The 26,221-nt window shown below is 68.2% G+C and carries 19 protein-coding genes, 1 pseudogene and 1 riboswitch; of the genes and pseudogenes, 12 read left to right on the top strand and 8 right to left on the bottom strand.

Annotated features, from left to right (window positions below; genetic code table 11):
• The first annotated feature begins 14 nt into the window (after positions 1-14).
• Complete coding sequence (locus CSC71_RS07645) at positions 15-707, top strand: YrbL family protein (protein WP_162373770.1); 693 nt, start codon at positions 15-17, stop codon at positions 705-707.
• Positions 708-749: 42 nt separating this feature from the next.
• Positions 750-2,738: a M2 family metallopeptidase gene (locus CSC71_RS07640; RefSeq protein WP_162373769.1), complete on the top strand. Its 1,989-nt coding sequence runs from the start codon at positions 750-752 to the stop codon at positions 2,736-2,738.
• A 397-nt stretch (positions 2,739-3,135) separates the two neighbouring features.
• Here the strand turns inward: CSC71_RS07640 and CSC71_RS07635 are convergent, their stop codons facing one another.
• Complete coding sequence (locus CSC71_RS07635) at positions 3,136-3,759, bottom strand: response regulator transcription factor (protein WP_162373768.1); 624 nt, start codon at positions 3,757-3,759, stop codon at positions 3,136-3,138.
• 83 nt (positions 3,760-3,842) lie between these two features.
• Here CSC71_RS07635 and CSC71_RS07630 point away from each other — a divergent pair, with 83 nt between their 5' ends.
• Both CSC71_RS07630 and CSC71_RS07625 read left to right on the top strand, forming a co-directional pair.
• Positions 3,843-5,540 carry a histidine kinase gene (locus CSC71_RS07630; RefSeq protein ID WP_162373767.1) on the top strand — a complete coding sequence of 566 codons (1,698 nt, stop codon included), beginning with the start codon at positions 3,843-3,845 and terminating at the stop codon, positions 5,538-5,540.
• Positions 5,541-5,633: 93 nt separating this feature from the next.
• Positions 5,634-6,245, top strand: a complete 612-nt coding sequence (locus CSC71_RS07625) for an OB-fold protein (protein ID WP_162373766.1) — start codon at positions 5,634-5,636, stop codon at positions 6,243-6,245.
• Positions 6,246-6,301: 56 nt separating this feature from the next.
• Here CSC71_RS07625 and CSC71_RS07620 read toward each other — a convergent pair whose 3' ends face one another.
• Genes CSC71_RS07620 through CSC71_RS07610 form a run of 3 tightly spaced genes read right to left on the bottom strand, consistent with a single transcriptional unit; the run spans position 6,302 to position 8,963 of the window.
• The gene (locus CSC71_RS07620; protein ID WP_246192066.1) at positions 6,302-6,751 is read right to left on the bottom strand and encodes a hypothetical protein; all 450 of its coding nucleotides are present in this window, start codon (positions 6,749-6,751) and stop codon (positions 6,302-6,304) included.
• Between the two features lie 27 nt (positions 6,752-6,778).
• On the bottom strand, positions 6,779-8,032 hold the full coding sequence (locus CSC71_RS07615) for a multidrug effflux MFS transporter (protein ID WP_162373765.1): 1,254 nt from the start codon (positions 8,030-8,032) through the stop codon (positions 6,779-6,781).
• Between the two features lie 49 nt (positions 8,033-8,081).
• A complete protein-coding gene (locus CSC71_RS07610) occupies positions 8,082-8,963 on the bottom strand; it encodes a hypothetical protein (RefSeq protein ID WP_162373764.1) in 882 nt (293 codons plus the stop codon).
• Between the two features lie 140 nt (positions 8,964-9,103).
• Positions 9,104-9,228, top strand: a riboswitch (glycine riboswitch).
• A gap of 48 nt (positions 9,229-9,276) precedes the next feature.
• On the opposite strand from CSC71_RS07610, the gene gcvP reads away from it, so the two are divergent.
• Together gcvP and CSC71_RS07600 are read left to right on the top strand one after the other, a co-directional pair.
• Positions 9,277-12,135: an aminomethyl-transferring glycine dehydrogenase gene (gene gcvP, locus CSC71_RS07605; protein WP_425501930.1), complete on the top strand. Its 2,859-nt coding sequence runs from the start codon at positions 9,277-9,279 to the stop codon at positions 12,133-12,135.
• A gap of 396 nt (positions 12,136-12,531) precedes the next feature.
• Positions 12,532-12,966: a nuclear transport factor 2 family protein gene (locus tag CSC71_RS07600; protein WP_246192065.1), complete on the top strand. Its 435-nt coding sequence runs from the start codon at positions 12,532-12,534 to the stop codon at positions 12,964-12,966.
• Between the two features lie 69 nt (positions 12,967-13,035).
• Here the strand turns inward: CSC71_RS07600 and CSC71_RS07595 are convergent, their stop codons facing one another.
• The gene (locus CSC71_RS07595; protein ID WP_162373761.1) at positions 13,036-15,693 is read right to left on the bottom strand and encodes a M1 family metallopeptidase; all 2,658 of its coding nucleotides are present in this window, start codon (positions 15,691-15,693) and stop codon (positions 13,036-13,038) included.
• Positions 15,694-15,876: 183 nt separating this feature from the next.
• Between CSC71_RS07595 and CSC71_RS07590 the strand changes: the two genes are divergently transcribed.
• From CSC71_RS07590 to CSC71_RS07570, 5 genes are all read left to right on the top strand, one after another.
• Positions 15,877-18,231 (top strand): GH92 family glycosyl hydrolase, encoded by a 2,355-nt coding sequence (locus CSC71_RS07590; RefSeq protein WP_162373760.1) that lies wholly within the window; start codon positions 15,877-15,879, stop codon positions 18,229-18,231.
• The gene (locus tag CSC71_RS07585) at positions 18,228-19,856 is read left to right on the top strand and encodes a family 20 glycosylhydrolase (protein ID WP_162373759.1); all 1,629 of its coding nucleotides are present in this window, start codon (positions 18,228-18,230) and stop codon (positions 19,854-19,856) included. The genes CSC71_RS07590 and CSC71_RS07585 overlap by 4 nt, the downstream gene beginning before the upstream one ends.
• A gap of 334 nt (positions 19,857-20,190) precedes the next feature.
• A complete protein-coding gene (locus CSC71_RS07580) occupies positions 20,191-21,069 on the top strand; it encodes an acyltransferase (RefSeq protein ID WP_162373758.1) in 879 nt (292 codons plus the stop codon).
• Positions 21,070-21,303: 234 nt separating this feature from the next.
• Positions 21,304-21,864: a YaeQ family protein gene (locus CSC71_RS07575; protein ID WP_162373757.1), complete on the top strand. Its 561-nt coding sequence runs from the start codon at positions 21,304-21,306 to the stop codon at positions 21,862-21,864.
• A 13-nt stretch (positions 21,865-21,877) separates the two neighbouring features.
• Positions 21,878-23,068: a BaiN/RdsA family NAD(P)/FAD-dependent oxidoreductase gene (locus CSC71_RS07570; RefSeq protein ID WP_162373756.1), complete on the top strand. Its 1,191-nt coding sequence runs from the start codon at positions 21,878-21,880 to the stop codon at positions 23,066-23,068.
• 22 nt (positions 23,069-23,090) lie between these two features.
• Here the strand turns inward: CSC71_RS07570 and CSC71_RS07565 are convergent, their stop codons facing one another.
• Both CSC71_RS07565 and CSC71_RS07560 read right to left on the bottom strand, forming a co-directional pair.
• Entirely contained in the window at positions 23,091-23,561 is a 471-nt protein-coding gene (locus CSC71_RS07565) for a VOC family protein (RefSeq protein ID WP_162373755.1), read from the bottom strand.
• 36 nt (positions 23,562-23,597) lie between these two features.
• On the bottom strand, positions 23,598-24,065 hold the full coding sequence (locus tag CSC71_RS07560) for a RidA family protein (protein WP_162373754.1): 468 nt from the start codon (positions 24,063-24,065) through the stop codon (positions 23,598-23,600).
• Between the two features lie 154 nt (positions 24,066-24,219).
• Here CSC71_RS07560 and CSC71_RS07555 point away from each other — a divergent pair.
• Positions 24,220-24,660 (top strand): annotated as a pseudogene (locus CSC71_RS07555) (IS110 family transposase); the annotation flags it as partial.
• A 262-nt stretch (positions 24,661-24,922) separates the two neighbouring features.
• On the opposite strand, the gene CSC71_RS07550 reads toward CSC71_RS07555, so the two are convergent.
• Complete coding sequence (locus CSC71_RS07550; RefSeq protein ID WP_162373753.1) at positions 24,923-26,215, bottom strand: adenylosuccinate synthase; 1,293 nt, start codon at positions 26,213-26,215, stop codon at positions 24,923-24,925.
• Positions 26,216-26,221 lie beyond the last annotated feature (6 nt).

Below are 26,221 nucleotides of genomic sequence, written 5' to 3'. Positions count from 1 at the left end.
GCACACTGGTGGCGATGAACCGTTTCGACGAGGACCTACGCCGGGGCGGGCTGCGGATCATCGCACGCGGCGCCACCCGGCTGTGCGCGCTCGATCCGGACAGCGCGGCGCATTGCCTGAAGTTCGAACTGCCGGCCGAGGCGCGCGGTCGCCCCAGCCTGCGCCAGCGCGTGCGCCGCGCCCTGGCCCGGTACTGGCCGTATTTCGGCGAGAACCGGCTGGAACTGCGCGCATGGCGGCACCTGCGGCAACGCCACGGCGATGGCATCGAAGCGCATTTCGCCGCATGCGAAGGCATCGTCCAGACGCATTGGGGGAGCGCCCTGCGCTGCCGCTGCGCGCGCCTGCCGAACGGACAACCGGCGCGCAGCCTGTACGCGCAGCTTTTCGATGGGGCGCCGGAGCATTCCGCCGATGCGCTGTGCGCCGCGGTCGATGAGTTCGAACGCTTCCTGCTGCAACGGCACATCCCCCTGTTCGACCTCAACGCCGGCAACTTCGTCGTCATTCCGGAAGGAAACGGCGCACGCCTGTTTTGCGTCGACGCCAAGTCGGTGCTCGGCGGCAAGGAATTCCTGCCGCTGTCGCGCTACTTCCCGGTCCTGTTGCGGCGCAAGATCGCGCGTCGTGCGCAACGCCTGCGCCAGCGCATCCGCGAAGCACTTGCCGCCGATCCGGCCCTTGCGCCGCCCCTTGCGGGCCACTAGCCTGCGGTTTCCGGTCCCCGACCACCTGTCCGAGAGCCGTTCGTGAACCACCATCGCCTGTTGACCGTCGCCGCCCTGGGCGCCTGCCTGGCCGCGCTCGCCGCCTGCAAGAAGCCCGAACAACCCGCCGGATCCGCCGCCACGCCGTCCGTGCCGAAAGACGAGAACGCCGACCAGTTCGTCGCCCGGGTCAACGACGAGCTGCGCGAGATGTACCCGGAGCTGTCCGCCTCGCAATGGCTGTCGGCGACCTACATCAACGACGACACCCAACTGCTGGAAGCCAAGTACAACGAGCGCTACCTGGCGCAGTTGAACGGCTGGATAGAACAGGCCAGGCGGTTCGAAGGCCAGCAGATGAAGCCGGAGACCGCGCGCGCGATCCAGTTGCTGAAGCTGATGACCGCGATGCCGGCGCCGAAGGACCCGGAGAAGCTCGCCGAACTGGCGCAGATCGCCTCGCGCATGGGCGGCATGTACGGTTCCGGCAGCTACTGCACCGGCGAAGGCGACGGAAAGAAGTGCCGGCAGATCGGCGAACTCTCGCAGGTGCTGGCCAGCAACCGCGACTACGGCAAGCAGCTCGATGCCTGGCAGGGCTGGCACACCATTTCGATCCCGATGAAACAGGACTACGTCCGCTTCGCCGAACTGGTCAACGAAGGCGCGAAGGAGATGGGCTACGCCGACGCCGGCGAAATGTGGCGCAGCGGCTACGACATGCCGCCGGCGCAGATCGCCGCCGAGACCGACCGCCTGTGGGGCCAGGTCAAGCCGCTGTACGAGCAGTTGCATTGCTACGCCCGCACCCAGCTGGTCAAGCAGTACGGCGCGCGCGGCGAGGTCGACGGCGGCCTGCTGCCGGCGCACCTGACCGGCAACATGTGGCAGCAGGACTGGAGCAACCTGTGGGACCTGATGGAACCGTACAGGGACGCCGGCAGCCTCGACATCACCGGCTCGCTGCAGAAGCAGTACCAGACCGACCTGGAGCGCGAGTTGCAGAAGGCCGGCGCCGATCCGACCGCCGAACAGGCCTTCCTGGCCGAGCGCGCCGCCAAGCTCGACGTGGCCAAGCGCATGACCGAGCGCGCGCAGGATTTCTACACCTCGCTGGGCATGCCCGGGCTGCCCGACAGCTACTGGCGGAAAACCCAGTTCATCAAGCCGCTGGACCGCGACGTGGTCTGCCACGCCAGCGCCTGGGACATCGACATGGCCGGCGACGTGCGCACCAAGATGTGCATCGAGCCGACCGAAGAGGAATTCACCACCATCTACCACGAGCTGGGCCACGTCTATTACTACCTGGCCTACAACAAGCTGCCGCCGATCTTCCAGGGCGGCGCCAACGACGGCTTCCACGAGGCGATCGGCGACACCATCGTGCTGGCGATGACCCCGGAATACCTGAAGTCGGTCGGCCTGGTCGGCGAGCAGCAGCGGAGCAAGGAAGCGCTGGTCAACGCGCAGATGCGCATGGCGCTGCAGAAGGTGGCGTTCCTGCCGTTCGGCCTGATGATCGACCACTGGCGCTGGGGCGTGTTCGACGGCTCGATCAAGCCCGACCACTACAACCAGGCATGGTGGGAACTGAAGGCGAAGTACCAGGGCGTGGCCCCGGCGACGCCGCGCGGCGAGGAATTCTTCGACCCGGGTGCGAAGTACCACGTGCCGGGCAACACGCCGTACCTGCGCTACTTCCTGTCGCACGTGCTGCAGTTCCAGTTCTACAAGGGCCTGTGCGACGCGGCCGGCTACACCGGCCCGCTGTACGAATGCACCTTCTACGGCAACAAGGCCGCCGGCCAGAAGTTCTGGGCGATGCTGGAAAAAGGCGCCAGCCAGCCATGGCAGGGCACGCTGAAGGAACTCACCGGCAGCGACAGGCTCGACGCCGCGCCGCTGCTGGAATACTTCGCGCCGCTGGACGAATGGCTGAAGCAGCAGAACCAGGGCCAGGCCTGCGGCTGGCAGGCGCAACCGGCCGCGGCAAAGGCCGAATCGGCGGCGCCGGCCAGGCAGGGCTGAGACGTCCGCAACCCCGCGATGCACGAAGGCCGGCGCAAGCCGGCCTTCGCATTCCCGCACCGCGACCGCCGCCGCGGGATTCAGGCATTACCGGCCGGCCACCGGCCCTGGCCGGCGCCGGGCTACCTGAAAGGTTCGATCTGGTTCAACGTTCCGCAATAGGGGCACTTGTTGCCGGCCGACTGTTTGGGATAGGGCCCCCTGCCGGCAGTGGCGCAGTTCTGGCACCAGAAGCTGTTGCACTTCTTGCAGCGTTTCATGTTGGCGCCGCTGGTGCGGCATGTCTGGCACTGCGCCATGGCTCCTCCTGCGTTTCCGGTCGACGGCCTTGCCAGCATTGCGTCCGGCGGGCCGCGCGACAATGCGAATTTTTCGCCGCCACGGACCGGCCGCGCCGTTAGCCGGCATCCAGCAGCAGGCCGCGCTCGCGCGCGATCCGCACCAGATCGCCCTGGCTGCGCGCGCCCAGCTTCTCCATCAGGTTGGCGCGATGCCGGTACAGGGTCTTGTCGCTGATGCCGAGATCCGCGGCGATGGCCTTGGGCGGACGGTCCGACAGCAGGCCGCGCAGGGTTTCCCGTTCGCGCTCGGTCAGGCTGGACGCCTGTCGCACCTGGCCGGCGGGCCGGGACAGGTCGCTGCTGAGCACGACGCCGCCTTCGTCCAGTCGCCGCAACAGGGCCGGCAGTTCGTCGTGGGCGACCGCCTTGGTGACGTATCCGTGCGCACCGCTGTCGAGCGCGCGCAATACCAGGCCCGGGTCGTCGTGCATGCTCAGCACGACCCGTTTCGCCGCGGGTGCGGCCACCGCCAGTTGCGGGAGCAACGCCAGTCCGCTGCCCCCGCCGCCAAGGTTGAGGTCGACCACGGCGATGTCCGGCTGCAGGTTGCGCGCCGCCGCCAGCGCTTCGTCGGCACTCGTCGCCTCGGCGACGACGGTGAAGTCCTCCGCGCCCTCGAACAGGCGCTTGAAGCCTTCGCGCACGATGGCGTGGTCGTCGATCAGCAGGATGCGGCGCATGCCCGCACTATAGCCAGCCCGCCACCGCCGCGGGTGAGAAAAAGTCGGGGCCCGTGCGGTCGCGCAGTTGCTAACCTCTGCGCATGCCATCGCCGCCCCATTCCGATACCCAGATCCTGCCCTGGCCTGCGAACGATGCGCGCTGGTGGCAATGGCTGCTGGCCGCGCTGGGCTTTGTCGCCCTGCACGCCGCGCTGGGGCGGGCCGGGTTCTTCCACTGGCTGATCGTCGATGGCGCGGTGTTCACCGCGATGTGGTGCCTGCCCGTGCGCCGTTGGCCGTGGCTGTTCGCCGCGACCATCGCGGCCCGGCTGGTCGGCGGCGCGCTCGTCGGCATCGCGGCCGGCGCGCGCTACGAATTCCTGCGCTACTGGCATGGTCCGGTACCGTTCGTGCTGGGCAACGCGGCCGAGCCGTTCCTGATCGCGGCTGGCGTGCTGTACCTGCGGCAGGTGCGGCTGTCGCCGCGCGGCCCGGCCACGCCGGAACGGATGGCGCAATTGCACGTCGGCGCGCTGATCGCGGCGCTGGCGGTCGCGGCCAAGGACCTGGCCTATGTCGCCAGCGAGGGCATGGTCGGCGACGTCCGCAGCGGCCTCGTCGTCGACATGGTGCCGATCGGCGGCCCAGACTCGCTCGAACTGCTGGCGACGTTCGCGCTGAAGAACCTGATGGGCTGCTTCGTCGGCATCATGCTGGTGGCGCCGTTCGCGCTGTGGCTGGCGTCGCCGGCGCGGCGCGCGGGCTCGGCGCGGATATTGCGCGCGGCCCTGCGCTGGCTGCTGCCGGCAATGGCGGCCTACCTGCTCCTGTCGCTGCGCCTGCCCGGCAGCCTGCTGTCGGAAATGCTGCGCCTGCTGCTACTGACCGCGGTCGTGGTCTTCGCCATGCAGCATGGCTGGCGCGGCGCCGCGCTGGCGGTGCTGGCAGCCAGCATGGCGGTGGCGATCGAGGACCATTTCGGCATACGCGCCTCGAACCCGATCCGCCTGCAGCTGTACATCGCCATCAGCGGCGCGATGGGCCTGCTGTTCGGCGCCAGCATGGACAGCCTGCGCTCGCAGGCGGCGGAACTGCAGTCGGCCATGGACCACGGCAACCGCCTCGCGCGCGAGCTCAGCAACGCCGCCGAACGCACCCTGCAGGCCGAGGAACGCGAACGCCGCCGCCTGGCCGCCGAGCTGCACGACGAATTCGGCCAGAACCTCACCGCGCTGCAGACCCGGCTCAAGCTGGCCGAACCCGAGCTTGTCGCGGCCGGCAGGCAGGCGGGGACCGACGGCCTGTTCGACATCGCGCGCACGATGCGCCAGAACATCGGCCGCGTGCTCGAATCGCTGCGCCCCGCGGCGCTCGACGAAATCGGCCTGTACGCGGCGATCGAGCGCGGCAGCGTGCGTCACCTGGCCGAGGACGCGGGGCTGGAGTTCGAGACCCGCATCGAAGGCGATGCGCGCCTGCTGGCGCTGCTCGGCGGCGCGCAGCGCATCGCCGCCTACCGGCTGGTGCGGGAGGCGGTGCCCAACGTCGTCCGCCACGCCCGCGCCACGCGCTGCAGCATTCGCCTGCGCATCAACCGCCGCCACGGCGACCTGTACGTGTTCATCGACGTGCGCGACGACGGCATCGGCGGCGCCCGCCACCTGCGCCCCGGCAATGGCCTGTCCAGCATGCACGACCGCGTGCTCGCCCTCGGCGGGCGCTTGCACCTGCAGGACCTAGCGCCGGGCCTGCGCGTGCACGCATTGTTGCGCGACGAGCGTGCCCCGTCGTTCCGCTGACCGGCTCCGTCGCCCACCGAGAAATTTTCGCGTTGCCGCCGCGCCGGGCAAAACCGAATCTATCCCTGCAACTTTCACCACGGGGGATAGACCATGAACACCAATGCAACCGCGCCAGCCGCCACGGCACCCCGCAAAGTCGGGTTCTTGCTGGGGCTGAGCATCTTCCTGCTGCCCATCGTTTTCGTCTGGTTCCTGCTGCGCGGCGGCCACAGCAAACTTGCCCGGATCATCGGGTTCGCCTGGTTCGGCCTGATCATGCTTGCCGCGTTCAGACCCGACGACAAGCCGCAGGCGTCCGATCCGGCCGCGCCGCCCCGGCCGGCAGCTGCGACGGCGCCCCCGACCACACCGCCCCCACCCGCCGTGCAGTCCATCCAGATTTCGGCACACGACCTGTACGCAGCCTACGAGCAGAACGAAATCGCCGCCGACCAGAAATACAAGGGACAGGCACTGTCGGTGACGGGCACGGTGGAAAGTATCGACTCCGACATGACCGACGACCCCGTTGTCCGCCTCTCCGCCGGGAACGGCACCTGGATCGAGGGCACGTACATTCCCGGAATCGGCAATGTCGATGTCTATGGGCTCGACGTGCGCGCGGCCGCGGCACTGAACAAAGGCCAGAGCATCACCGTCGATTGCATTTCCGGCGGCGAAACAATGGGCGATCCGCAGCTCCGCGATTGCTCGCTTCACTGAGCAGGCCACGCGAGGACGATGGCAAACGGAGGCCGGCGCAAGCAGGCCTCCGTTCTTCACGAAGAAGCTTGTGGCTCCGTGCCGCTGTCGGGACCCGATTCGACCCCGTTCGCGGATGCGGCGGCATTCGCCTGCATCTCTTCTTCCAGCTTCGCGTCGAACTGCTCCAGGGTCAGCCCTTGCGCCGCGGCTTCGATGACCGCGGTGTCGCGCAGTTCGTCGGAATAAATCATGCGCACCGGCATGCCGTTGGCCTCATAGGTTTTCGCGGCGCGCTTCAGCAGTGCGAACACCTCGGCCGCGCTGTCGCTGCTGCCGGCGATGCGTCCGTCGATGCCCAGGAACCACGCCCCGCCGCGGCGGACGATGCCGGCCACCAGTTCGCCGGCCTGGTTGCGCAGTTCGGCGTGGCCTACGGTCTTGGGCGCATTGGCCAGGCGCTGGTTGCGTTCCTTCTGCGCCTTGCGTTTCTTCGCGTCGCGGCGGGCCTTGGAGTTGATCGACATGGGCTTCTCGAATTCAGGTGAAGGGATTCAAAGCGAATCGGTCGGTTCCAGCGCCGCCGCCTCGCGCGGGCAATCGGGCAGGCTGCGGCCCGCCACGCGCGTTTCCCTGTGCCAGCAGGCCCAGCCGAGCAGGAAGAACCCGGCCATGCCCAGCGCCAGCCACAGCGGGCGATGGCTCAGCAGCGGCGACACCGCGCCGGCGACCACCGCATTGAGGATGAGCTGGATGAAGGCCTGCAGCGACGAAGCCGCGCCGCGATGCTGCGGATACATGTCCAGCACCGCCAGCGCCAGGATCGGGAACACCAGGGCCATGCCGAAACCGGCCAGCAGCAGCGGCAACACCGCCCACGGCAGCGCCAGCTTCGCCGCCAGTGCGCAATAAGCCAGGTTCAGCGCCGCCGCCGTGCCGCAGCAGGCGAAGCCGACGCGGCATTGCGCGGCGCCGGTGATGTGCCCGGCCGCGCGCCCGGACGCGAACGCGCCCAGGGTCATGCCGCCGATGGTCGGCACGAACAGCCAGGCGAAGCCGCGTTCGTCCAGCCCCAGCAGGTCCATCACCAGCACCGGCGCCGAGGCGATATAGAGGAAGATCCCGGCGAACGTCAGCGCACCGGCCAGGGCCAGGCGCTGGAAACGCCGGTTGCCGAGGATCGCCACGTAGTCGCGCAGCATCCGTACCGGCGCCAGCGGCTGCCGCGCGGCTTGGGGGTGCGTTTCCGGCAGCCACAGCGCAACCGCCGCCAACAGCAGCGTCGAGAACGCGACCAGGAACCAGAAGATCAGCGGCCACTGGCCCCAACCCAGCAGCCAGCCGCCGATCACCGGCGCCACCGCCGGCGCGATGCCGAAGATCATCGAGACCTGGCTCATCAACCGCTGCGCATCGTCGCCGGCGAACAGGTCGCGGATCGCCGCGCGGCCGACGATCATGCCGACCCCGGCCGACAGACCTTGCAGCGCGCGGAACGCCAGCAGCGTCGGCAGGTTCGGCGACAACGCGCAGCCGGCCGACGCGACGACGAACACCGCCAGCCCGGCCAGGATCACCCGGCGCCGGCCCAAGGCGTCGGACAACGGCCCGTGGACCACGCTCATCGCCCCGTAGGTCAGCAGGTAGACGCTGACGGTCTGCTGCATGGCCACCGCATCGGTGCCCAGTTGCGCGGCCATCTGCCGGAACGCCGGGAACACCGTATCGATGGAGAACGGGCCGAACATGGCCAGTCCGCCCAGCAGCAGCGCCATCCTGCGCATGGACGCGGGTTTTGCCGGGCTCATCGGATCGGGTGCGGGGCCACGGGAAGACGCATGCACGGATGGCGCGCCGCTAATGCGCCAGGGCGGGCTCGGCCGCCTTGGCTGCCGCCAGCGCGGGTTTCGCCGCTGGTTCCGCCGGTTCCGCTGGCGACACCGCCGGCCGCGTTGCCGGTTGTGCGGCCTGCGTGCGCGTGGCCGGCACCGATTGCAGGCGGCCGACCGCTTCGACCGCGATCGCTTCCGCGCGCTTCTGCTCGGGCCAGTACAGGAACACGAAGTCGCCGATGGTGCCCAGCAGGCGCGCCGTGCCCGGCTGCGCTTCGTGGGCATGCGCCAGGGTGATGCGCACCGCGTGGCCGCCGCCGTTGCGGATGTCCTCGGCCTTGTGCTGCACGTAACCCACCGTCAGCCACAGCGTGGCCCAGATCATGCCCAGCAGGATTCCGGTCGGGAACGAAAACCCCGACCAACCCATCACGCGCTGCAGGAAACCGCCGCGCTTTTCCCGGTACGGGAACACCAGCAGCAGGCGTCCCCACCAGTGGCCGCGCACCCGTTCGTAATACGCCTGCCCTTTTTCCCGTGCGTACTCGTGGAAGTTCAGCAACAGCATCAGCGCCATCGCCAACGCGACGATCAGCAGGTTGACCGGATCGCGCAGGCCGACGGTGATGTAGTCGCTGGGGTCCATGTAGTCCATCACCGGGATGCCGAAGCTGGCGAAGAACCAGTAGCTGGCCCACAGGCCCAGCGCCGACGCGCCCAGGTAGAACAGGGTCAGCGCATGCGCCGGCTCGTGGCGCAGCGCGTCCAGCAGCCAGTCGACCCAGGTGGCGGGGGCCGGCGCGGCAGGTTCGGCGGCGACCGCTTCGGTCGCGGCGGCGGCGGTGGATGCGGGCACGGCCCGGGCTTCGGGCGCCGCAGGCGGCGCTACGGTGGTTTCGGTGGTCATGGGGCCATTCTATCCGGCGCCGGGCCGGGGACCGGCCGGGCTATAATGCCGGGGCAATTCCCGGTGGGAGAAGCGCGGGCCCCGGCCCCGCTGCCGAAGGCGCAAACGCCCGTAATCGCTCAGGCCGAATACCACCATCGCAACAACACTCTGGAGAGACCGGCCCGCCAAAGCATCGGCGCACGCCGGCGCCGAAGGGGCACGAGGCCGGCTTCCATCGGAACGCCGCCTCCAAACTCTCAGGCAAAAGGACAGAGGGGCACCCGCGCGCGGTTTCGCGCGCGATTCCGTCAGCCCCTTCCGGATGCAGCCCATGTCCAAGCCCTCCCTGCGCGACCTCGAACACCCCCAAGCCTTCGTCGAACGCCACATCGGCCCCAACGATGCCGAAGCCGCGCAGATGCTGCACGCGCTCGGCTACGACTCGCTGGACGCGCTGACCGACGCCATCGTTCCCGCCACGATCAAGTCGCCCGCCCCGCTCGACCTGCCCGCCGGCCTGTCGGAAGTCGAGGCGCTGGCGAAGATCCGCGCGATCGCCACCAGGAACGACGTGTTCCGCAGCTTCATCGGCCAGGGCTACTACGGCACCCACGTGCCGAACGTCATCCTGCGCAACATCCTCGAGAACCCGGCCTGGTACACCGCGTACACGCCGTACCAGGCGGAGATCTCGCAGGGCCGCATGGAGGCGCTGGTCAACTTCCAGCAGATGGTCGCCGACCTGACCGGCATGGAGATCGCCAACGCCTCGCTGCTCGACGAGGCCAGCGCCGCGGCCGAGGCGATGACCCTGGCCAAGCGCGCATGCAAGTCGAAGTCGAACACCTTCTTCGTCGCCGACCACGTGCATCCGCAGACCCTGGAGGTGCTACGCACCCGCGCCGAACCGCTGGGCATCGAGCTGCAGGTCGGCCCGGTCGCCGACGCGCTGGACGCCGATGCCTTCGGCGTGCTGGTGCAGTACCCCGACACCTGGGGCCACGTCGCCGACCACGGGGCGCTGGCCGATGCGGTGCACGCGCGCGGTGGCCTGCTCGCCGTGGCCAGCGACCTGCTCGCGCTGACCCTGCTCGCCGCGCCCGGCGAATGGGGCGCCGACATCGTGGTCGGCAACTCGCAGCGCTTCGGCGTGCCGTTCGGCTTCGGCGGCCCGCACGCCGCGTTCATGTCGTGCCGCGACGCGTACAAGCGCTCGATGCCGGGCCGCCTGATCGGCGTCTCGGTCGACGCCGAAGGCAATCCCGCCTACCGCCTCACGCTGCAGACCCGCGAGCAGCACATCCGCCGCGAGAAGGCGACCTCGAACATCTGCACCGCGCAGGTGCTGCTGGCGGTGATGGCCTCGATGTACGCGGTCTACCACGGTCCCGAGGGCCTGACCCGCATCGCCCGCCGCGTGCACCGCTACACCGCGATCCTGGCCGCCGCACTGCGTGGCGCCGGCCTGCGGGTCGGCGACGCCTTCTTCGACACGCTGCGCGTCGATGGCGTCAACGCCGACGAAATCCACCTGTACGCCAGCCACGACCGGATCAACCTGCGCAAGATCGGCCCGGACAGCGTCGGCATCAGCCTGGACGAGACCACGACCCGCCACGACGTGGTCGCGATCGCCAGGATCTTCGGCGTCGGCATCGACGACATCGACGCGCTCGATGCCGCCACCGCCGACGCCCTGCCCGCCGGCCTGGTGCGCACGTCTCAGTTCCTGCAGCATCCGATCTTCAACACCCACCACAGCGAGCACGAACTGCTGCGCTACCTGCGCCAGCTGGCCGACAAGGACCTGGCGATGGACCGCACGATGATCCCGCTGGGCTCGTGCACGATGAAGCTGAACGCGACCGCCGAGATGATCCCGGTGACCTGGCCGGAGTTCGCCGGCATCCATCCGCTGGCCCCGGCCTCGCAGACCCGCGGCTACAAGGAGCTGGTCGAGACGCTGGAAGCGATGCTGGTCGAGATCACCGGTTACGACGCGGTCAGCTTCCAGCCCAACTCCGGCGCGCAGGGCGAATACGCCGGCCTGCTGGCGATCCGCGCCTACCACCGGTCGCGCGGCGAAGGCCATCGCGACATCTGCCTGATCCCGGAATCGGCGCACGGCACCAATCCGGCATCGGCGCACATGGCCGGCATGAAGGTCGTGGTGACCAAGTGCGACGCCAACGGCAACGTCGACGTCGAAGACCTGCGCGCGAACGCCGAGAAGCATTCGGCCAACCTCGCCGCGCTGATGATCACCTACCCGTCCACGCACGGCGTGTTCGAGGAAGACATCGTCGCGATCTGCGACATCGTCCACCGGCACGGCGGCCAGGTCTACACCGACGGCGCCAACATGAACGCGCTGGTCGGCGTGGCCAAGCCGGGCAAGTGGGGTTCGGACGTGTCGCACCTGAACCTGCACAAGACCTTCTGCATCCCGCACGGCGGCGGCGGCCCCGGCGTCGGCCCGTGCGCGGTGAAGGCGCACCTGGCGCCGTTCCTGCCGAAGGCGTTCGGCGGCGAAGGCGGCGGCATGGTCAGCGCGGCGACGCACGGCTCGGCCTCGATCCTGCCGATCAGCTGGATGTACATCGCGCTGATGGGCGCGGCCGGCCTGCGCAAGGCCACCCAGGCCGCGCTGCTCAACGCCAACTACATCGCCAAGCGGCTGGAACCGCACTACGAGACGCTGTACACCGGCCGCAATGGCCTGGTCGCGCACGAATGCATCCTCGACCTGCGTCCGCTGGAGAAAGCCACCGGCATCACCGCCGAGGACGTGGCCAAGCGCCTGGTCGACTTCGGCTTCCACGCGCCGACGCTGAGCTTCCCGGTCGCCGGCACGCTGATGGTCGAGCCGACCGAAAGCGAATCCAAGCACGAACTGGACCGCTTCATCGACGCGATGATCCAGATCCGCGACGAGATCCGCGCGATCGAGGACGGCCGCCTGGACCGCGCCGACAACCCGCTGAAGCATGCGCCGCACACCGCGGCGGTCGTTTCGGCCAGCGAGTGGACGCACGGCTACCCGCGCGAACTGGCCGCGTTCCCGCTGCCGTCGCTGAAGCAGAACAAGTACTGGCCGCCGGTCGCGCGCGTCGACAACGTCTACGGCGACAAGAACGTGTTCTGCGCCTGCATCCCGGTGGATGCGTACAAGGAAGAAACCGAGGCCTGAGAAACGCCTCAAGCCCCCCTCCCCTCGGGGGAGGGGTTGGGCGAGGGTACGGCGAAGCGACATTACCCGCACTCGCGACGTTTCATCCGCGGGCGAAGCACCACCCGCCGAATGGCTACCGGCATGCTGGCGTCGCGACTTCCGCCGAACCCTCACCCGCCCCTTCGGTGCACCCCCTGCCTCCGCGGGGGCAGGCCCTCCTCCCGAAGGGAGAAGGAAAAGCAAAAAAGCCCCGCGCAAGCGGGGTTTCCTTTTGCCCGGCTTCCCCGCGACACTAGGCAATCCAGAAACCCAGCGAACGGATCCCGGATGCACCTCAAACGCATTGCCCTCATCGCGTCGATCGTGTTGGCGTCACCCCTTGCCGCACACGCCGAACAGAACAATCCGAAGGACGTGGCCGCGATCCGGGACGTGGTGGAGAAGTTCCGCACGTCGATCATCAACCGCGACAAGGCGACTTTCGTGGCCTTGTTCTTCTCCGAAAAGCCGGAGCAGGTCGTCTGGCAATTCTCGAACGACGACGCGCGCATCGCCCGGTTCCGGAAAACCAAGCCGGAGGCCCGCAAGGCGCGCCACCTGCCCGGGGTCAATTACCTGACCTTCATCGACTCCATCGTCTCCGGCAAGAACACCAGCGAGGAAGTCTTCAAGGACGTCCGCGTCGACACCGACGGCGAGATCGGTTCGGTCGCCTTCGACTACGAATTCCTCTCCAACGGCAAGCAGACCAACTGGGGCCGCGAAATGTGGCAGCTGGTCCGCACCGAGGAGGGCTGGAAGATCATTTCCGTCATCTGGACGATCCACGATCCCGTCGAAATCGGCTGACGATTCCGTGCCGGACAAAACGAACCCGCCTGCCGGCGGGTTCGTCTTTCGGGCCAGGGAGCGACGCGCCTACTTCGCGTTCTTCTTCAACCACGCATCGATCTGCGGGCGGCGGGCGGCGTTGAGCTTGATCCGCGTCTGGATGCCGGCGATCGCCGATTCGGTGTCGCGGCGCGAGGTCGGCGCGATGTACTTGTCGGCGTAGTCCTTCAGCTTGTCGACCATCTTGATGTCGTCCGATCCCGCGCCCAGGCGCGGGTAGTAGCGCGAGCGCGACGTCGAATCGACCAGCTCGTCCACCTGCTCGCGGTGCGCCAGCGCGAAGTCGAAGGCCATGTCCGGGTTCTCGCGGGACACCATGCCGATCATCGCCGCGCTGTTGGTCGCGCCCGGCTCGCCGGTCAACGCCATGTCCAGCGCCTTCTGCGCCAGGGCCTTGTCCTTCGCCGCGGCCAGCAACTGGTAGTACTGGTCGCGGATCATCGACGAGGTTTCCTTCTGCGCCATCGCGTGCAGCTTGTCCCAGGTGGCGGCGTCGGCGTTGCGCGCGACGATGCCCAGCACGGTGCGGCGCAGTTCGGCCGGCAGCGCGGACGGGTCGGTCTCGGAAGCGGCGAAGCGGCGGCGCGCCTCGGCCAGCACCTTTTCGTCGCCCAGGCCGCTCAGCTGCGCGATCAGGCGCGTACGCAGCTGCTTGATGGCGGCCGAATCGTCCGGCTTGTTCTCCCAGCCCAGCTTCTGCAGCAGTGGCGACAGCCGCGACCGCGCGTAGCGCTTGGCCGGCGCCGCGGCCTTCTCGTCGTCGCCGTACACGCCGACCATGCCGCCGAGCGTGCCGGCCACGATCGACCAGACGTCCGGCGAAGCGTCCAGCGACACGCCCTTGGTCAGGTCGAGCGCGTCGGCGACCGGCTGCAGGCCGGCGCTCGACAGCGCGCCGACGTCCATCATCACGCCGAGCTGGTCGACGGGGGCGAGCTGGTCGAAATTCGCGCTCAGCGCCTGGAACTGCTCCGGCGAATACAGCGTGCGGAAATAGCCCTTCTGCCCGGCGTTGACCAGCACCGGCGCGCCGCAGCCCGGCAGCTCGATGCTGGCATTGCCGTCGACCAGCACCTTGACCGGCTGGCCGCCGACGGCCTGCACCGCGACCGGCACGTGCCAGCGCAACGGCTGCTTGTCCGGGCGGTCGACGGTGAATTCGCCCTGCTCCAGTTCGACGACGGTCTTGTGGTCGTCGCAGCGCGCGCTCGCCTTGATCAGCGGAACGCCCGGCTGCAGGGTGAACTCGTGCGCCACGGTGGCGAACTGCTTGCCCGGCGCCACCTGCTCCATCTCCGCCCACAGGTCGTCGGTGGCGGTGTTCGAGTAAGCGTGCTTCTTGATGTAGCTGCGCACGCCTTCGCGCCAGGCATCGGCGCCGATGTAGTCCTCGAGCATCGAGATCACCGCGGCGCCCTTCTGGTAGGTGATGCCGTCGAAGGCCTGGCTGGCCTGCTCGACGGTTTCCACGTGCTGCACCACCGGATGGGTGGTGGCGATGGCGTCCTGGCCCATCGCGCTGCGGCTGGTCATCGCCGGATCGACGCCGTCGATGTCCCATTCCGGGTGCAGCTTGCGGGTGGTGCGGCCGGCCATCCAGGTGGCGAAGCCTTCGTTGAGCCACAGGTCGTCCCACCACTGCATGGTCACCAGGTCGCCGAACCACTGGTGGGCGATCTCGTGCGCGTCGGTGCCGAAGATGCGCTGCTTGTCGCCGATGGTGGAAATGGCCGGGTCGAACAGCAGCGAGCCCTCGAAGGTGAAGATCGCGCCCCAGTTCTCCATCGCGCTGAAGAACTGGCTGCGGCCCGGCGCGGCGATGTTGTCCAGCTTCGGCAGCGGGAACGGCACGCCGAAGTAGTCGTTGTATTCCTCCAGCACCACCTTGCCGGCTTCCAGCGCGTACGCGGCCTGGTCGACCTTGCCGGTCTGCGCGATCACGCCGATCTCCACGCCGTCCTTCGTCTTGGTGGTGGCGCGCTCGAATTCGCCGACGCTGAAGAACAGCAGGTAGGTGGACATCTTCGGCGAGGTGCCGAAGGTCACCTCGGCCAGGCCGTTGCCCAGTTCCTTGCGCGCCTTGACCGGCATGTTGCTGACCGCCATCTGCGCGGCCGGCACGGTCGCGGTCAGGTCGAAGGTGGCCTTGTAGTACGGCTCGTCCCACGACGGCGCGAAGCGGCGGAAATCGGAGTTCTCGAACTGCGTGTACAGCGCGCGCTTCTTGCCGGCCGGCGTGGCGTAGTCGAGCGCGAAGATGCCGTTGGCCTGGGTGCCGATCTTGCCGGCGTAGTCGGTCGAGAGCACGTAGCTGCCCGGCTTCAGCGGCTTGTCGAAAGCGAAGGTGGCGGTCTGCGCCTCGTTGTCGACGGCGACCTTGGCCGCCAGCTTCTTCTTGCCCTGCACCAGCACGGCGTTGGAGAAGCTCATGTCGAGCTGGTTCAGGGTGATCGACGAGGTGGCTTCCAGCACGTCGATGCCGATGTCGACGTGGGCGTCGTAGTCCATCGTCTCGGCGTGCGGGGTGATGCGGATCGCGTAGTGCGAGGGCTTCACGCTGCGCGGCAGCTGGGTGGTGACCGGCGCGCGGGCGGCGGGCGCGGCATCGGCGGCAAAAGCCGCGGGAACGGCGGACAGGCTGCTGGCAATGACCAGGGCGAGGGCGGTAGCGAGCGGACGACGCATCGTGAGTCCTTGGGATGGCAGGCAAAGGAAGGCCCGCCTGCGCGGGCCAATGGGCGATGGTCGCGCGAACGGGCGCGGCGGAGCACCCCCAAAAGTCATGCCCCGCGGCGACGCGCCCGATCCGGCGGCGGACGGCGGCACTCGTGTTAGGTTTCCACCTTCCCCCGCCATGGAGAAGCGCGCATGACCCCGCCCCGGACGAAGTCGTCATTCAGGAACTGGGGGAGCCTGGCCCTGCTCGCCTTCGCGGCGCTGCCCCAGGCCCGCGCCGCCAGCCCGGGCGACGCGGCCTACGCGGCGGTCGATCCGTTCATCGGCACCGGTGGCGAAGGCCACACCTTCCCCGGCGCCACCGTGCCCTACGGCATGGTCCAGCTCTCGCCGGACACGCAGATCAGGTCGCGCAAGGAAGGCTACGGCTGGGCCGCCGGCTACCGTTACGACGACCGCACCATCGTCGGCTTCTCGCACACGCATTTCTCCGGCACCGGGCACTCGGACCTGGGCGACGTGCTGGTGATGCCGACCACCGGCGCGGTGAAGCTGGAGCGCGGCGACGTGGGCAAGCCGGGCAGCGGCTATACCTCGCGCTTCCGCCACGAAACCGAGACCGCGCAACCCGGCTACTACGCGGTGACGCTGGACGATTCCGGCGTGCGCGCCGAACTGCCCGCCAGCGCGCGGGTCGGCCTGCACCGCTACGCCTCCCCCGCCGGCAAGCCGGCGCACGTCGTCGTCGACCTGCGCACCAGCATGTACGACTACCCCGGCAAGGTGCTGTGGTCGCGGCTGCGCGTGCGCGACGACGGCACCGTCACCGGTTTCCGCGAAACCCGCGGCTGGGCCCCGGGGCGGCAACTGTATTTCGCCATGCGCTTCTCGCAGCCGGTCAGCGGCAGGCAGCTGCACGACACCGAACAGGACGTGGCCTACCGGGGCTTCCCGCCGCCGGGCGAAAAGGATCCGCATCGACGCGCGCAGATCGAAGGCCGGCAACTGGTCGCCGCGTTCGACTTCGACTCGGCGACCGGCAGGCAATTGCTGGTGAAGGTGGCGATTTCGCCGGTCAGCGAGGAAGGCGCCATCGCCAACCTCGACGCCGAGGCGCCGGGCTGGGACTTCGACGGCATTCGCAACGCGGCGAAGCGGCAATGGAGCGAAGCGCTCGGCGCGGTCGATGCGCAGGGCGACGAAGCGCAGCGCAAGCGCTTCTACACCGCGCTCTACCACACGATGCTCGGCCCCACCCTGTTCATGGACAGCGACGGCCGCTACCGCGGCCCGGACAACGCCGTGCACCGGGCGAAGGGCTGGACGAACTACTCGACCTTCTCGCTGTGGGACACCTATCGCGCGCTGCATCCGCTGATGACCCTGCTGCAGCCGCCGCAGCGCACCAACGACATCGTCAATTCGATGCTGGCCGCGCGCCGCGAAAGCGCGTACGGCGTGCTGCCGGTGTGGGCGTTCCACGGCCTGGAAACGTGGTGCATGATCGGCTACCACGCGGTGCCGGTGATCGCAGACGCGTACATGAAGGGCATCCGCGGCTACGACGCCGACGAGGCGCTGCAGGCGATGGTCGCCAGCGCCGACTACGGCCCCTACGACGGCATCTCCCAGTACCGCGAGCTCGGCTACGTGCCGATCGACGAGGAGGGCGAAGCCGCCAGCAAGACGCTGGAATACGCCTTCGACGACTGGACCATCTTCCGCATGGCGCAGGCGATGGGCAGGAAGGACATCGCCGCCGAATTCGGCAAGCGGGCGGCGAACTGGAAGCATGCCTTCGATCCTGCCACCGGCTTCATGCGCGCGCGCGGGCGCGACGGCGGTTTCCGCGAACCGTTCGACCCCACCGCCAGCGGCTACGGCACCGATTACACCGAAGGCAACGCCTGGCAGTATTCGTGGTACGTGCCGCAGGACGTGGCCGGGCTGGCCGCCGCGCACGGCGGCGCCGACCGGCTGCTGGACAAGCTGGACCAGGCCTTCGACGCGAAGGTCGATCCGAAGGTGTTCGAGCACATGGAAGACATCACCGGCCTGATCGGCTGGTACGCGCACGGCAACGAACCCAGCCACCACGTCGCCTATCTCTACGCCCATGCCGGCCAGCCATGGCGCACGCAGGCGCGGCTGAAGCAGATCATGGACACGCAATACGCCGCGCGCCCCGACGGTCTGGCGGGCAACGACGACCTCGGCCAGATGTCGGCCTGGTACGTGTTCACCGCGCTGGGTTTCTACCCGGTCGCGCCGGGCAGCAACGAATACATCATCGGCCGCCCGTTCCTGCCGCGCGCCACGCTGGACCTGCCCAACGGCAAGCGCTTCGCCATCGTCGCCGAAGGCCTCGACGATGCGCACGGCTACATCGGCAACGCCACGCTCAACGGCAAGCCGCTGGAGCGCGCCTACCTGACCCACGCGGAAATCATGGCCGGCGGCGAGCTGCGCTTCACGATGCAGGCGGAACCGGACAAGGCGTGGGCGACGGATCCGTCGCAACGGCCGTATTCGATGTCCGCCCGATGAAGCGCGTTGCCTCGCCATCTTCCCGCATCGCGGCCTTCCTTTTCTGCGCGACCCTGGCGGCGCTCGCGTCCGGGTGCGCGGCACTGCCGAAAGCCCGCGGCGGGGATGCGCCCAACAGCAAGCCGTTCGTGGTGCCGGCACTGCAGGAATGGAGCGGCAGGCACGGCCGGGCGCAACTGGGGCCGGCTTCGCGGATCGTGCTGGATGCGGCCGACGCCGGGGCGCTGCGCGGCGTCGCGGAACAGTTGCAGGCCGATCTCCGCGACCTCTGCGGCTGGCGCGTCGCCGTGCACTCCGGCGCGCCGGCCGCCGGCGACATCGTGCTCGATCTGGATGCGGCGCTGGCGGTCGGGCCCGACACGGCACTGACCCGCGACGAAGGCTACGTGCTCGAGGTCTCCGACAAGGCGACGATCAGCGCACGCACGCCGAAGGCGGTGTTCTGGGGCACGCGCAGCCTGCTGCAGATGCTGGCCGCGCAAGCCGGCGCGGACGGCAAGCTGGTGCGCGGCGCGCTTCCGGCCGGCACCGCGGCCGACTGGCCGAACTACAGGACGCGCGGCTTCCTGCTGGATGTCGGCCGCCAGTGGTTCGGCGAGCAGTTCGTGCTCGACTACGTCCGCCACATGAGCTGGTTCAAGTTGAACACCTTCCAGCTGCACCTCAACGACAACCAGATCAAGGCCCCGGGCGGCGACTGGTCGAAGGCTTACGCCGCATTCCGGCTGGCCAGCGACAACCCGGCGTTCGCGGGACTGGCCGCCGCCGACGGCGCGTACACGCGGACCGAGTGGGACGAACTGGAACAGGTCGCCGCGAACCACTTCGTCACCATCGTCCCGGAGATCGATGCCCCCGCGCATGCGCGGGCGTTCATCGCATTCAAGCCCGGACTCGGGCTGGACGGCGGCAACTCCGATCATCTGGATTTGTCCAAACCCGCAACCACCACGTTCATGGCGTCGGTCTACGACGAATTCGTGCCGTGGTTCAGGGGCCCGGTCGTGCACATGGGTGCCGACGAGTATCCGAAGGAACTCGCCGCCGACTACAGGAACTACTTCAACCGCATGGCCGCCCATATCCGCGAACTGGGCAAACAGCCCGCGGCCTGGGGCTCGTTCGTCTGGATGTCCGGCACCAGCGCCGGTTACGACAAGGACGTGCTCATCGAGGCCTTCTCGAAGGACTGGTTCCCCGGATCCCAGTCCCTGCGCGAGGGCTACCACACCATCAACGCCATCGACAGCTGGCTCTACCTCGTGCCGATGGCGAACTACTACCACGGCCGCGGGCTGGAGGGCGAGAAGCTCTTCAACGAGTGGGAACCCCACGTCTTCGGCAACGGGGACGACATGCCGGCGCGGCACCCGTTGCTGGACGGCGCGATATCGTCGCTCTGGAACGACTGCGCGGCCCCCTTCGGCCTCGACTGTTCCGCTCCCGGAAACGGCTACGGGTGGCGCGAGGTGCACCGGCTGCTCGAGCCCACGCTCGGGCTGCTGGCGCAGAAGATGTGGCGGGGCGTCGAATCCGGGCAGACCTATGCCGAATTCATGGCGGGCGTGGCCCGCCTGGGCGTCGGCCCCGGCGCAGGGTTGAGCGAGGCGCGAAGCGCCGACTGACTCGCGCTATCCGCCCCGAGCGGAGCTGCCGGTGCTCATGGATCGCCGGTGAGGATGGATGCCAGGCAGATCATCGCGGCCCGCAAGCAGATGGATGACAACCAGCACCTCGCACTCATGCGCGACCAGATGGGGCTCTGATGCGGTTACAGTCGAGATTTCCGTCGTAAATCAGGCGGCGTCTCGAAATGCCGTTCGAGTGTCATCGAACGACCACTCCTGGCCTTTAGCGCGGCAGACCGGGATGGAACGAAATGCCCCCCGGCGTCCAGGCAGGGTGACGCGCCCGGGTTTCCCCGGGACAATAGGCAACCTCCCGAAGCTCCGCGTTGCCATGCTCCCCCTGCGCCTGGTCCTGATACCCCTGCTGATCGCGGCCAGCACCGTGCTGCATGTGGTGCCGCTGTTGTTGATCACGCTGGTAAAGGCGCTGCTGCCGTTCGACAAGCTGCGGCTGGCCAGCAATCCCCTGCTCACCGGCCTGGCCGAAAGCTGGATCGGGGCGAACAATTGGATGATCGACCGATTCACCCGTACCCGCGTCCACCTGCAGCAAGACGCGCCGCTGCGGGCCGACGGCCACTATCTGGTGCTGGCCAACCACCAGAGCTGGGTGGACATCGTGGTGTTGCAGAAGGCTTTCAACCGCCGCATCCCGCTGCTGCGCTTCTTCCTGAAGCGACAATTGTTCTGGGTGCCGCTGCTTGGACTGGCGTGGTGGGCGCTGGATTTTCCGTTCATGGGCCGCTACACGCCCAAGCAGGTCAAGCGCAACCCAGAGCTGGCAAAGCGCGACATCGAAACCACCCGCCGCGCCTGCGAAAAATTCCGCGCGATCCCGATCTCGATCATGAACTTCGTGGAGGGCACGCGCTTCACGCCCGCCAAGCATGCGACCCAAAGTTCGCCCTTCCGGCACCTGCTCAAGCCGAAGTCCGGCGGCGTGGCGTTCGTGCTGGACGCGATGGGCCAGGGCTTGCACGCGATCCTGGACGTGACCATCGCCTACCCCGCCGGCAGTCCCTCGATGATCGACTTGCTGGCCGACCGCATTCCCGAGGTCCGGGTGCACGTACGCCAACGCCCGATCCCCGACGAGTTCCTGCAGGGCGACTATCAGAACGACCGTGCGTTCCGCGCGCGTTTCCAGCAATGGATGAACGGCCTGTGGCGGGAGAAGGACGAGGACATGGCGCGCCTGCTGGCGGACTGAGGGCTAACGCATGATGCCTATCCTCCCCGCACACATGGGGAGAAGGAAACCTCTGTCAGGTCAACGCCGGACGCCCCCATTTGGACAAATTTTTGTCCATCTTCAGGCTTCCGGGCCCGGCGCTCCGCCCGTTTTGCCCCGCCGGCACCGCCGGAACCCCGCCCGCGTTTTCTGGCCGGGTTTGCGGCAAGCGCCTAGAATGCCGCCTCCGTTCTCGCCCAAGGCATCCCGCACATGGCGCTCAAGGCGACCGTGGTCAAGGCCGAACTGCAGCTCAGCGACCTGGACCGGCACCACTACGCGACCTACCCCCTCGTCCTTGCCCAGCACCCGTCGGAAACCGACCAGCGGCTGATGGTGCGGCTGGTCGCCTTCGCGCTGTTCGCCGACGAGCGCCTGGAATTCGGCAAGGGCCTGAGCACCGACGACGAACCCGACCTGTGGCGCCGCGACTACACCGGGCAGATCGAGCAGTGGATCGACCTGGGCCAGCCCGACGAGTCGCGCATCCGCAAGGCGTGCGGCCGCGCGCGCCAGGTCGTCGTGGTCAACTACGGCGGCCGCGCGTCCGACCTGTGGTGGGACAAGAACGCGGCCGCGCTGTCGCGGCTGGACAACCTGACCGTCGTCGACATCGATGCCGCGGCGGCGGCGGAACTGGCCGCGATCATCGAACGCAGCATGCGTTTCTCCGCGCTGATCCAGGACGGCGAACTGCAGCTGATGGGCGACGCCGGAACCACGATCACTATCGCCCCACGCACGCGCATGGCGTCGGCCGCGCAGGCGGCCTGATCGCGGAACCGGCATGGGCGGGCATTTCGACGTCATCATCGTCGGCGGCGGCGCTGCCGGGCTGATGTGCGCGCTGACCGCCGGCCAGCGCGGCAGGCGCGTGCTGGTCGTCGAACACGCCAACCGCATCGGCAAGAAGATCCTGATGTCCGGCGGTGGCCGCTGCAATTTCACCAACACCGGCGCCACGCCCGCCAACTACCTGTCGGCCAATCCGCATTTCTGCAAATCGGCGCTGGCGCGCTACACGCCGTGGCATTTCATCGAGATGGTCGAACGCCATCGCATCGCCTACCACGAGAAGGAACTGGGCCAGTTGTTCTGCGACGACTCGTCCAAGCTGATCGTGAAGATGCTGCTGGACGAATGCCACGCCGCCGGCGTGCGGATCGAGACCGGTTGCAGCATCGAACGCGTCAACGACGGCGACAGCGACGAAGCCCGGTTCCGCCTGCACACCGGCCACGGCAATTTCTCCGCGCCGGCATTGGTAATCGCCAGCGGCGGGCTGTCGATACCGAGCATGGGCGCCAGCGGTTTCGGCTACGAACTGGCGCGCCGCTTCGGCCACGCCGTGCTGCCCACGCGCGCGGGCCTGGTGCCGCTGACGCTCAGCGGCAAGCACCAGGAGCGCCTGGCCGACCTCAGCGGCGTCGCGCTGCCGGTGACCGCGCGTTGCAACGGCGCCAGCTTCAGCAACTCCCTGCTCATCACGCACCGCGGCGTCAGCGGTCCGTCTATCCTGCAGATTTCCTCGTACTGGCAACCCGGCGACGACCTGCGCCTGGACCTGCTGCCGGGCCGCGACGCGCTGGAAACGCTGCAGCAATGGCAGCGCGAACGTCCGGCGGCCGAACTCAAGACCATGCTCGGCGAGGTCATGCCCAAGCGCTTCGCCCAGCGCCTGTGCGAGCACTGGCTGCGCAACCTGCCGATGAAGCAGTACAACGCGCCGCAACTGCGCGAGATCGCGCAGGTCCTCGGCGACTGGCCGCTGGTGGCCAGCGGCACCGAAGGCTACCGCACCGCCGAAGTGACGCTGGGCGGCGTCGATACCGACGAACTGTCGTCCAGCACGATGCAATCCAAGCGCGTGCCGGGGTTGTACTTCATCGGCGAAGTCGTCGATGTCACCGGCTGGCTCGGCGGCTACAACTTCCAGTGGGCGTGGGCGTCGGGGCACGCCGCCGGCAACGCGGTGTAGCGCGCGGCGGCATTTCCGTCGATCACCGCTCCACGGGATTCGCCCGGGAAGCCTGCTGCCCGAGCTGTTGCGCCAGGCCGATGAGGATTCCCTCGGGGCTGCGGATGTAGCAGAGCCGGTACATGTCCTGGTACTGGACCACGTCGCCGACGCGCTGCGCGCCGCGCTTGCCGAGCCGCGCGAGCGTGTCGTCGAGGTCGTCGACGGCGAACATGACGCGCAGGTAGCCGAGGGCGTTCACCGGGGCGTTACGGTGATCGGCAACGACGGCCGGTTCGAGGAACCGCGAGATCTCGAGCCGGCCATGGCCGTCGGGCGTGACCATCATGGCGATCTCGACGCGCTGCGTGCCCAGCCCGGTAATGCGCCCGGCCCATTCGCCTTCGACCCTGGCCCGCCCTTCCAGCCCGAGGCCGAGTTCGGTGAAAAAATCGATGGCGGCATCGAGGTCTTCCACCACGATGCCGACGTTGTCCATGCGATTGACGGCCACGCTGCCTCCTCGGCGTCCGACGCCTGGAACGGATCGTCAGTGCGCGGCGCCCTGCACCTGCGGCAGGACGGCTTCAACCGAAACTTCGACGAGCAGGTCCGGCCGGAACAGCCCGTCGACGACCAGCAGGGTGCTGGCCGGAGCGCCATCCGCGGGCAGGTAGCCCGCCCTCACCTTGCGCAGGATCGGCAGGTATTTGCGGTCGGTGATGTAGTTGTCGGTGCGGATCACGTCCTTGAAGGTCAATCCCAGCGAGGCAAGCGCCGCCTTGATGTTCTCGTGCACCTGGACGCACTGCGCCTCGAAGTCGCCTGCGCCGACGAGTTCCCCCTTCGCATCCAGCGCGACCTGACCGGAGACGACAACCAGCCGCCCGGCCGGAGCCACGACGACATGGGAGTAGCCGTTGGTGGGAGGCAGTTCAGGCGGATTCTTGTACTCCTGCGCGGAGGCGTCCAGCGAAACCAGGAAGGCGAAACAAGCGAATAATTTTGGAAGCTGCATTGATCTGTCTCCGCATGCCAATGCTGAGTCAGGCCGAGCCGTGACGCGATTTCGGCTTGAATGATGAGATGGACTCCTCCCGCGTCGCCACACGGCTTCGACGAGCCAGGCCGATACTGGATCGGGACACGGGAGCACGAGAGGAGTCCACGCCATGCATGCTAGTACCGTCGCCATCGATCTGGCAAAAGACGTCTTCGAACTGGCCTTCGCCGACGCGCAGGGCCGGGTGATCGAGCGCAAGCGGCTGTCGCGCAAGGCGTTCACGCGGACGTTGGAACTGCGTCCCCCGTTGCGGGTGCTGATGGAGGCGTGCGGCAGCGCGCACTACTGGGCGCGGCGTTTCCAGCGTCAGGGGCACGCGGTGCGGCTGATTCCGGCGCGGGACGTGCGGCCTTACGTGCGCGGCAACAAGACCGACCGAAATGACGTGGCCGGGATGCGGGAAGCCGATCGCTGCGCGGTCATTGCCGAAGTGCCGGTGAAGACGCCGGAACAGCAGGGCATCCAGGCCTTGCACCGGCTGCGTGAACACCTGAAGGCCGAACGCACTGCCACGCTCAATCTGTTGCGTGGTGTGCTGCGCGAGTTCGGGGGGACGTCGGCCGGACCCAGAGACTCTCGTTGCTGATCCCCAATTGAAGGCGACTCTTACATGCTGTCCAACATCCGCTTGTTGATCCGGCCGCAAACTGTAGGAGCGGCGTAAGCCGCGAGTCTTTTGGCAAGAGCGTTCGCGGCTTACGCCGCTCCTACAAAAATTCGGGACGGATCGATAGGGTCAGGAACAACCACCCCAACCCCATCAACAGGAAACCCCGCTTTCGCGGGGTTTCCTGTTTGCGTTCCGGTTCGCCTTAGGCCCACGGGTCCTGCAGCACCATCGTGTGCTCGCGGTCCGGACCGGTGGAGACGATGCTGATCGGGCAGCCGGCCAGTTCCTCCAGCGCACGCAGGTAGGCGCGGGCGGCGGCGGGCAGCTTGTCCCATTCGGTGATGCCGTGCGTGGTCTCCTCCCAGCCGGGGAATTCCAGGTACACCGGCGTGCACTCCTCCCAGCCCTGCGCGTCCAGCGGCGCGTATTCGGTGCGCTTGCCGCGGTATTCGTAGGCGATGCAGACCTTCAACTTGTCCATGCCGTCGAGCACGTCGAGCTTGGTGATGCACAGGCCGCTGATGCCGTTGATCGCCACCGCGCGCTTCAGCGCGACGATGTCCATCCAGCCGCAGCGGCGCGGCCGGCCGGTCGAGGCACCGTATTCCTGGCCGCGATCGCGGATGCCCTGACCGATCTCGTCGTCCAGCTCGGTCGGGAACGGGCCACCGCCGACGCGGGTGGCGTAGGCCTTGGCGATGCCGAGCACGTAGTCGATCGCGTCGGCGCCGACGCCGCTGCCGGCCAGCGCGCCGCCGACCGTGGTGTTCGACGAGGTGACGTACGGATAAGTGCCGTGGTCGATGTCGAGCAGTGCGCCCTGCGCGCCTTCGTACAGCACCTTCTTGCCCTGCCGGCGCAGGTCGTGGAGGATGCCGGCCACGTCCGACTTCATCGGCTGCACGTATTCGCCGAAGGCCAGCGCCTCGTCGTAGGTCTGCTGGAAGTCGACCGCGTCGACGCCCAGGTACTGGGTCAACACGAAGTTGTGGTAGTCCAGCGCGGCGCGCAGCTTTTCGGCCAACTGGTCCGGGTAATGCAGGTCGGCCACGCGGATGCCGCGACGCGCCACCTTGTCCTCGTACGCCGGGCCGATGCCGCGGCCGGTGGTGCCGATGGCCTTGCCGCCGGCGGCCTTCTCGCGCGCCTGGTCCAGGGCGATGTGGTACGGCATGATCAGCGGCGTCGCAGGGGAAATCTTCAGCCGCGAACGCACCTCGACGCCACCGGCCTCCAGTTCCTCGATTTCCTTCTTCAGCGCGGCCGGGCTCAGCACCACGCCGTTGCCGATCAGGCACAGCGCGCCGTCGCGCAGGATGCCCGAGGGGATCAGGTGCAGGACGGTCTTCTTGCCGCCGATGACCAGGGTGTGGCCGGCGTTGTGGCCGCCCTGGAAGCGCACCACGGCACCGATTTCCTCGGTAAGCAGATCGACGATCTTGCCCTTGCCTTCGTCGCCCCACTGGGCGCCGAGAACGACCACTGACTGGCCCATGACGTT

The organism is Pseudoxanthomonas sangjuensis (assembly GCF_010211755.1).
GTDB classification, from domain to species: Bacteria; Pseudomonadota; Gammaproteobacteria; order Xanthomonadales; family Xanthomonadaceae; genus Pseudoxanthomonas_A; species Pseudoxanthomonas_A sangjuensis.
Note: the sequence above shows the minus strand (reverse complement) of the source record. Positions and strands in the feature narration are given on the sequence as shown.

Bases quoted from the DNA above. Each gene is read 5' to 3' on its own strand.
- CSC71_RS07570 (WP_162373756.1), top strand. From the start codon at position 21,878: ATGGGCGGGCATTTCGACGTCATCATCGTCGGCGGCGGCGCTGCCGGG.
- CSC71_RS07590 (WP_162373760.1), top strand. From the start codon at position 15,877: ATGACCCCGCCCCGGACGAAGTCGTCATTCAGGAACTGGGGGAGCCTG.
- CSC71_RS07625 (WP_162373766.1), top strand. From the start codon at position 5,634: ATGAACACCAATGCAACCGCGCCAGCCGCCACGGCACCCCGCAAAGTC.
- CSC71_RS07635 (WP_162373768.1), bottom strand. From the start codon at position 3,759: ATGCGCCGCATCCTGCTGATCGACGACCACGCCATCGTGCGCGAAGGC.
- CSC71_RS07610 (WP_162373764.1), bottom strand. From the start codon at position 8,963: ATGACCACCGAAACCACCGTAGCGCCGCCTGCGGCGCCCGAAGCCCGG.
- CSC71_RS07560 (WP_162373754.1), bottom strand. From the start codon at position 24,065: ATGCAGCTTCCAAAATTATTCGCTTGTTTCGCCTTCCTGGTTTCGCTG.
- CSC71_RS07615 (WP_162373765.1), bottom strand. From the start codon at position 8,032: ATGAGCCCGGCAAAACCCGCGTCCATGCGCAGGATGGCGCTGCTGCTG.
- CSC71_RS07585 (WP_162373759.1), top strand. From the start codon at position 18,228: ATGAAGCGCGTTGCCTCGCCATCTTCCCGCATCGCGGCCTTCCTTTTC.
- CSC71_RS07620 (WP_246192066.1), bottom strand. From the start codon at position 6,751: ATGTCGATCAACTCCAAGGCCCGCCGCGACGCGAAGAAACGCAAGGCG.
- CSC71_RS07630 (WP_162373767.1), top strand. From the start codon at position 3,843: ATGCCATCGCCGCCCCATTCCGATACCCAGATCCTGCCCTGGCCTGCG.
- CSC71_RS07550 (WP_162373753.1), bottom strand. From the start codon at position 26,215: ATGGGCCAGTCAGTGGTCGTTCTCGGCGCCCAGTGGGGCGACGAAGGC.
- CSC71_RS07575 (WP_162373757.1), top strand. From the start codon at position 21,304: ATGGCGCTCAAGGCGACCGTGGTCAAGGCCGAACTGCAGCTCAGCGAC.
- CSC71_RS07645 (WP_162373770.1), top strand. From the start codon at position 15: ATGAACCGTTTCGACGAGGACCTACGCCGGGGCGGGCTGCGGATCATC.
- CSC71_RS07595 (WP_162373761.1), bottom strand. From the start codon at position 15,693: ATGCGTCGTCCGCTCGCTACCGCCCTCGCCCTGGTCATTGCCAGCAGC.
- CSC71_RS07580 (WP_162373758.1), top strand. From the start codon at position 20,191: ATGCTCCCCCTGCGCCTGGTCCTGATACCCCTGCTGATCGCGGCCAGC.
- gcvP (WP_425501930.1), top strand. From the start codon at position 9,277: ATGTCCAAGCCCTCCCTGCGCGACCTCGAACACCCCCAAGCCTTCGTC.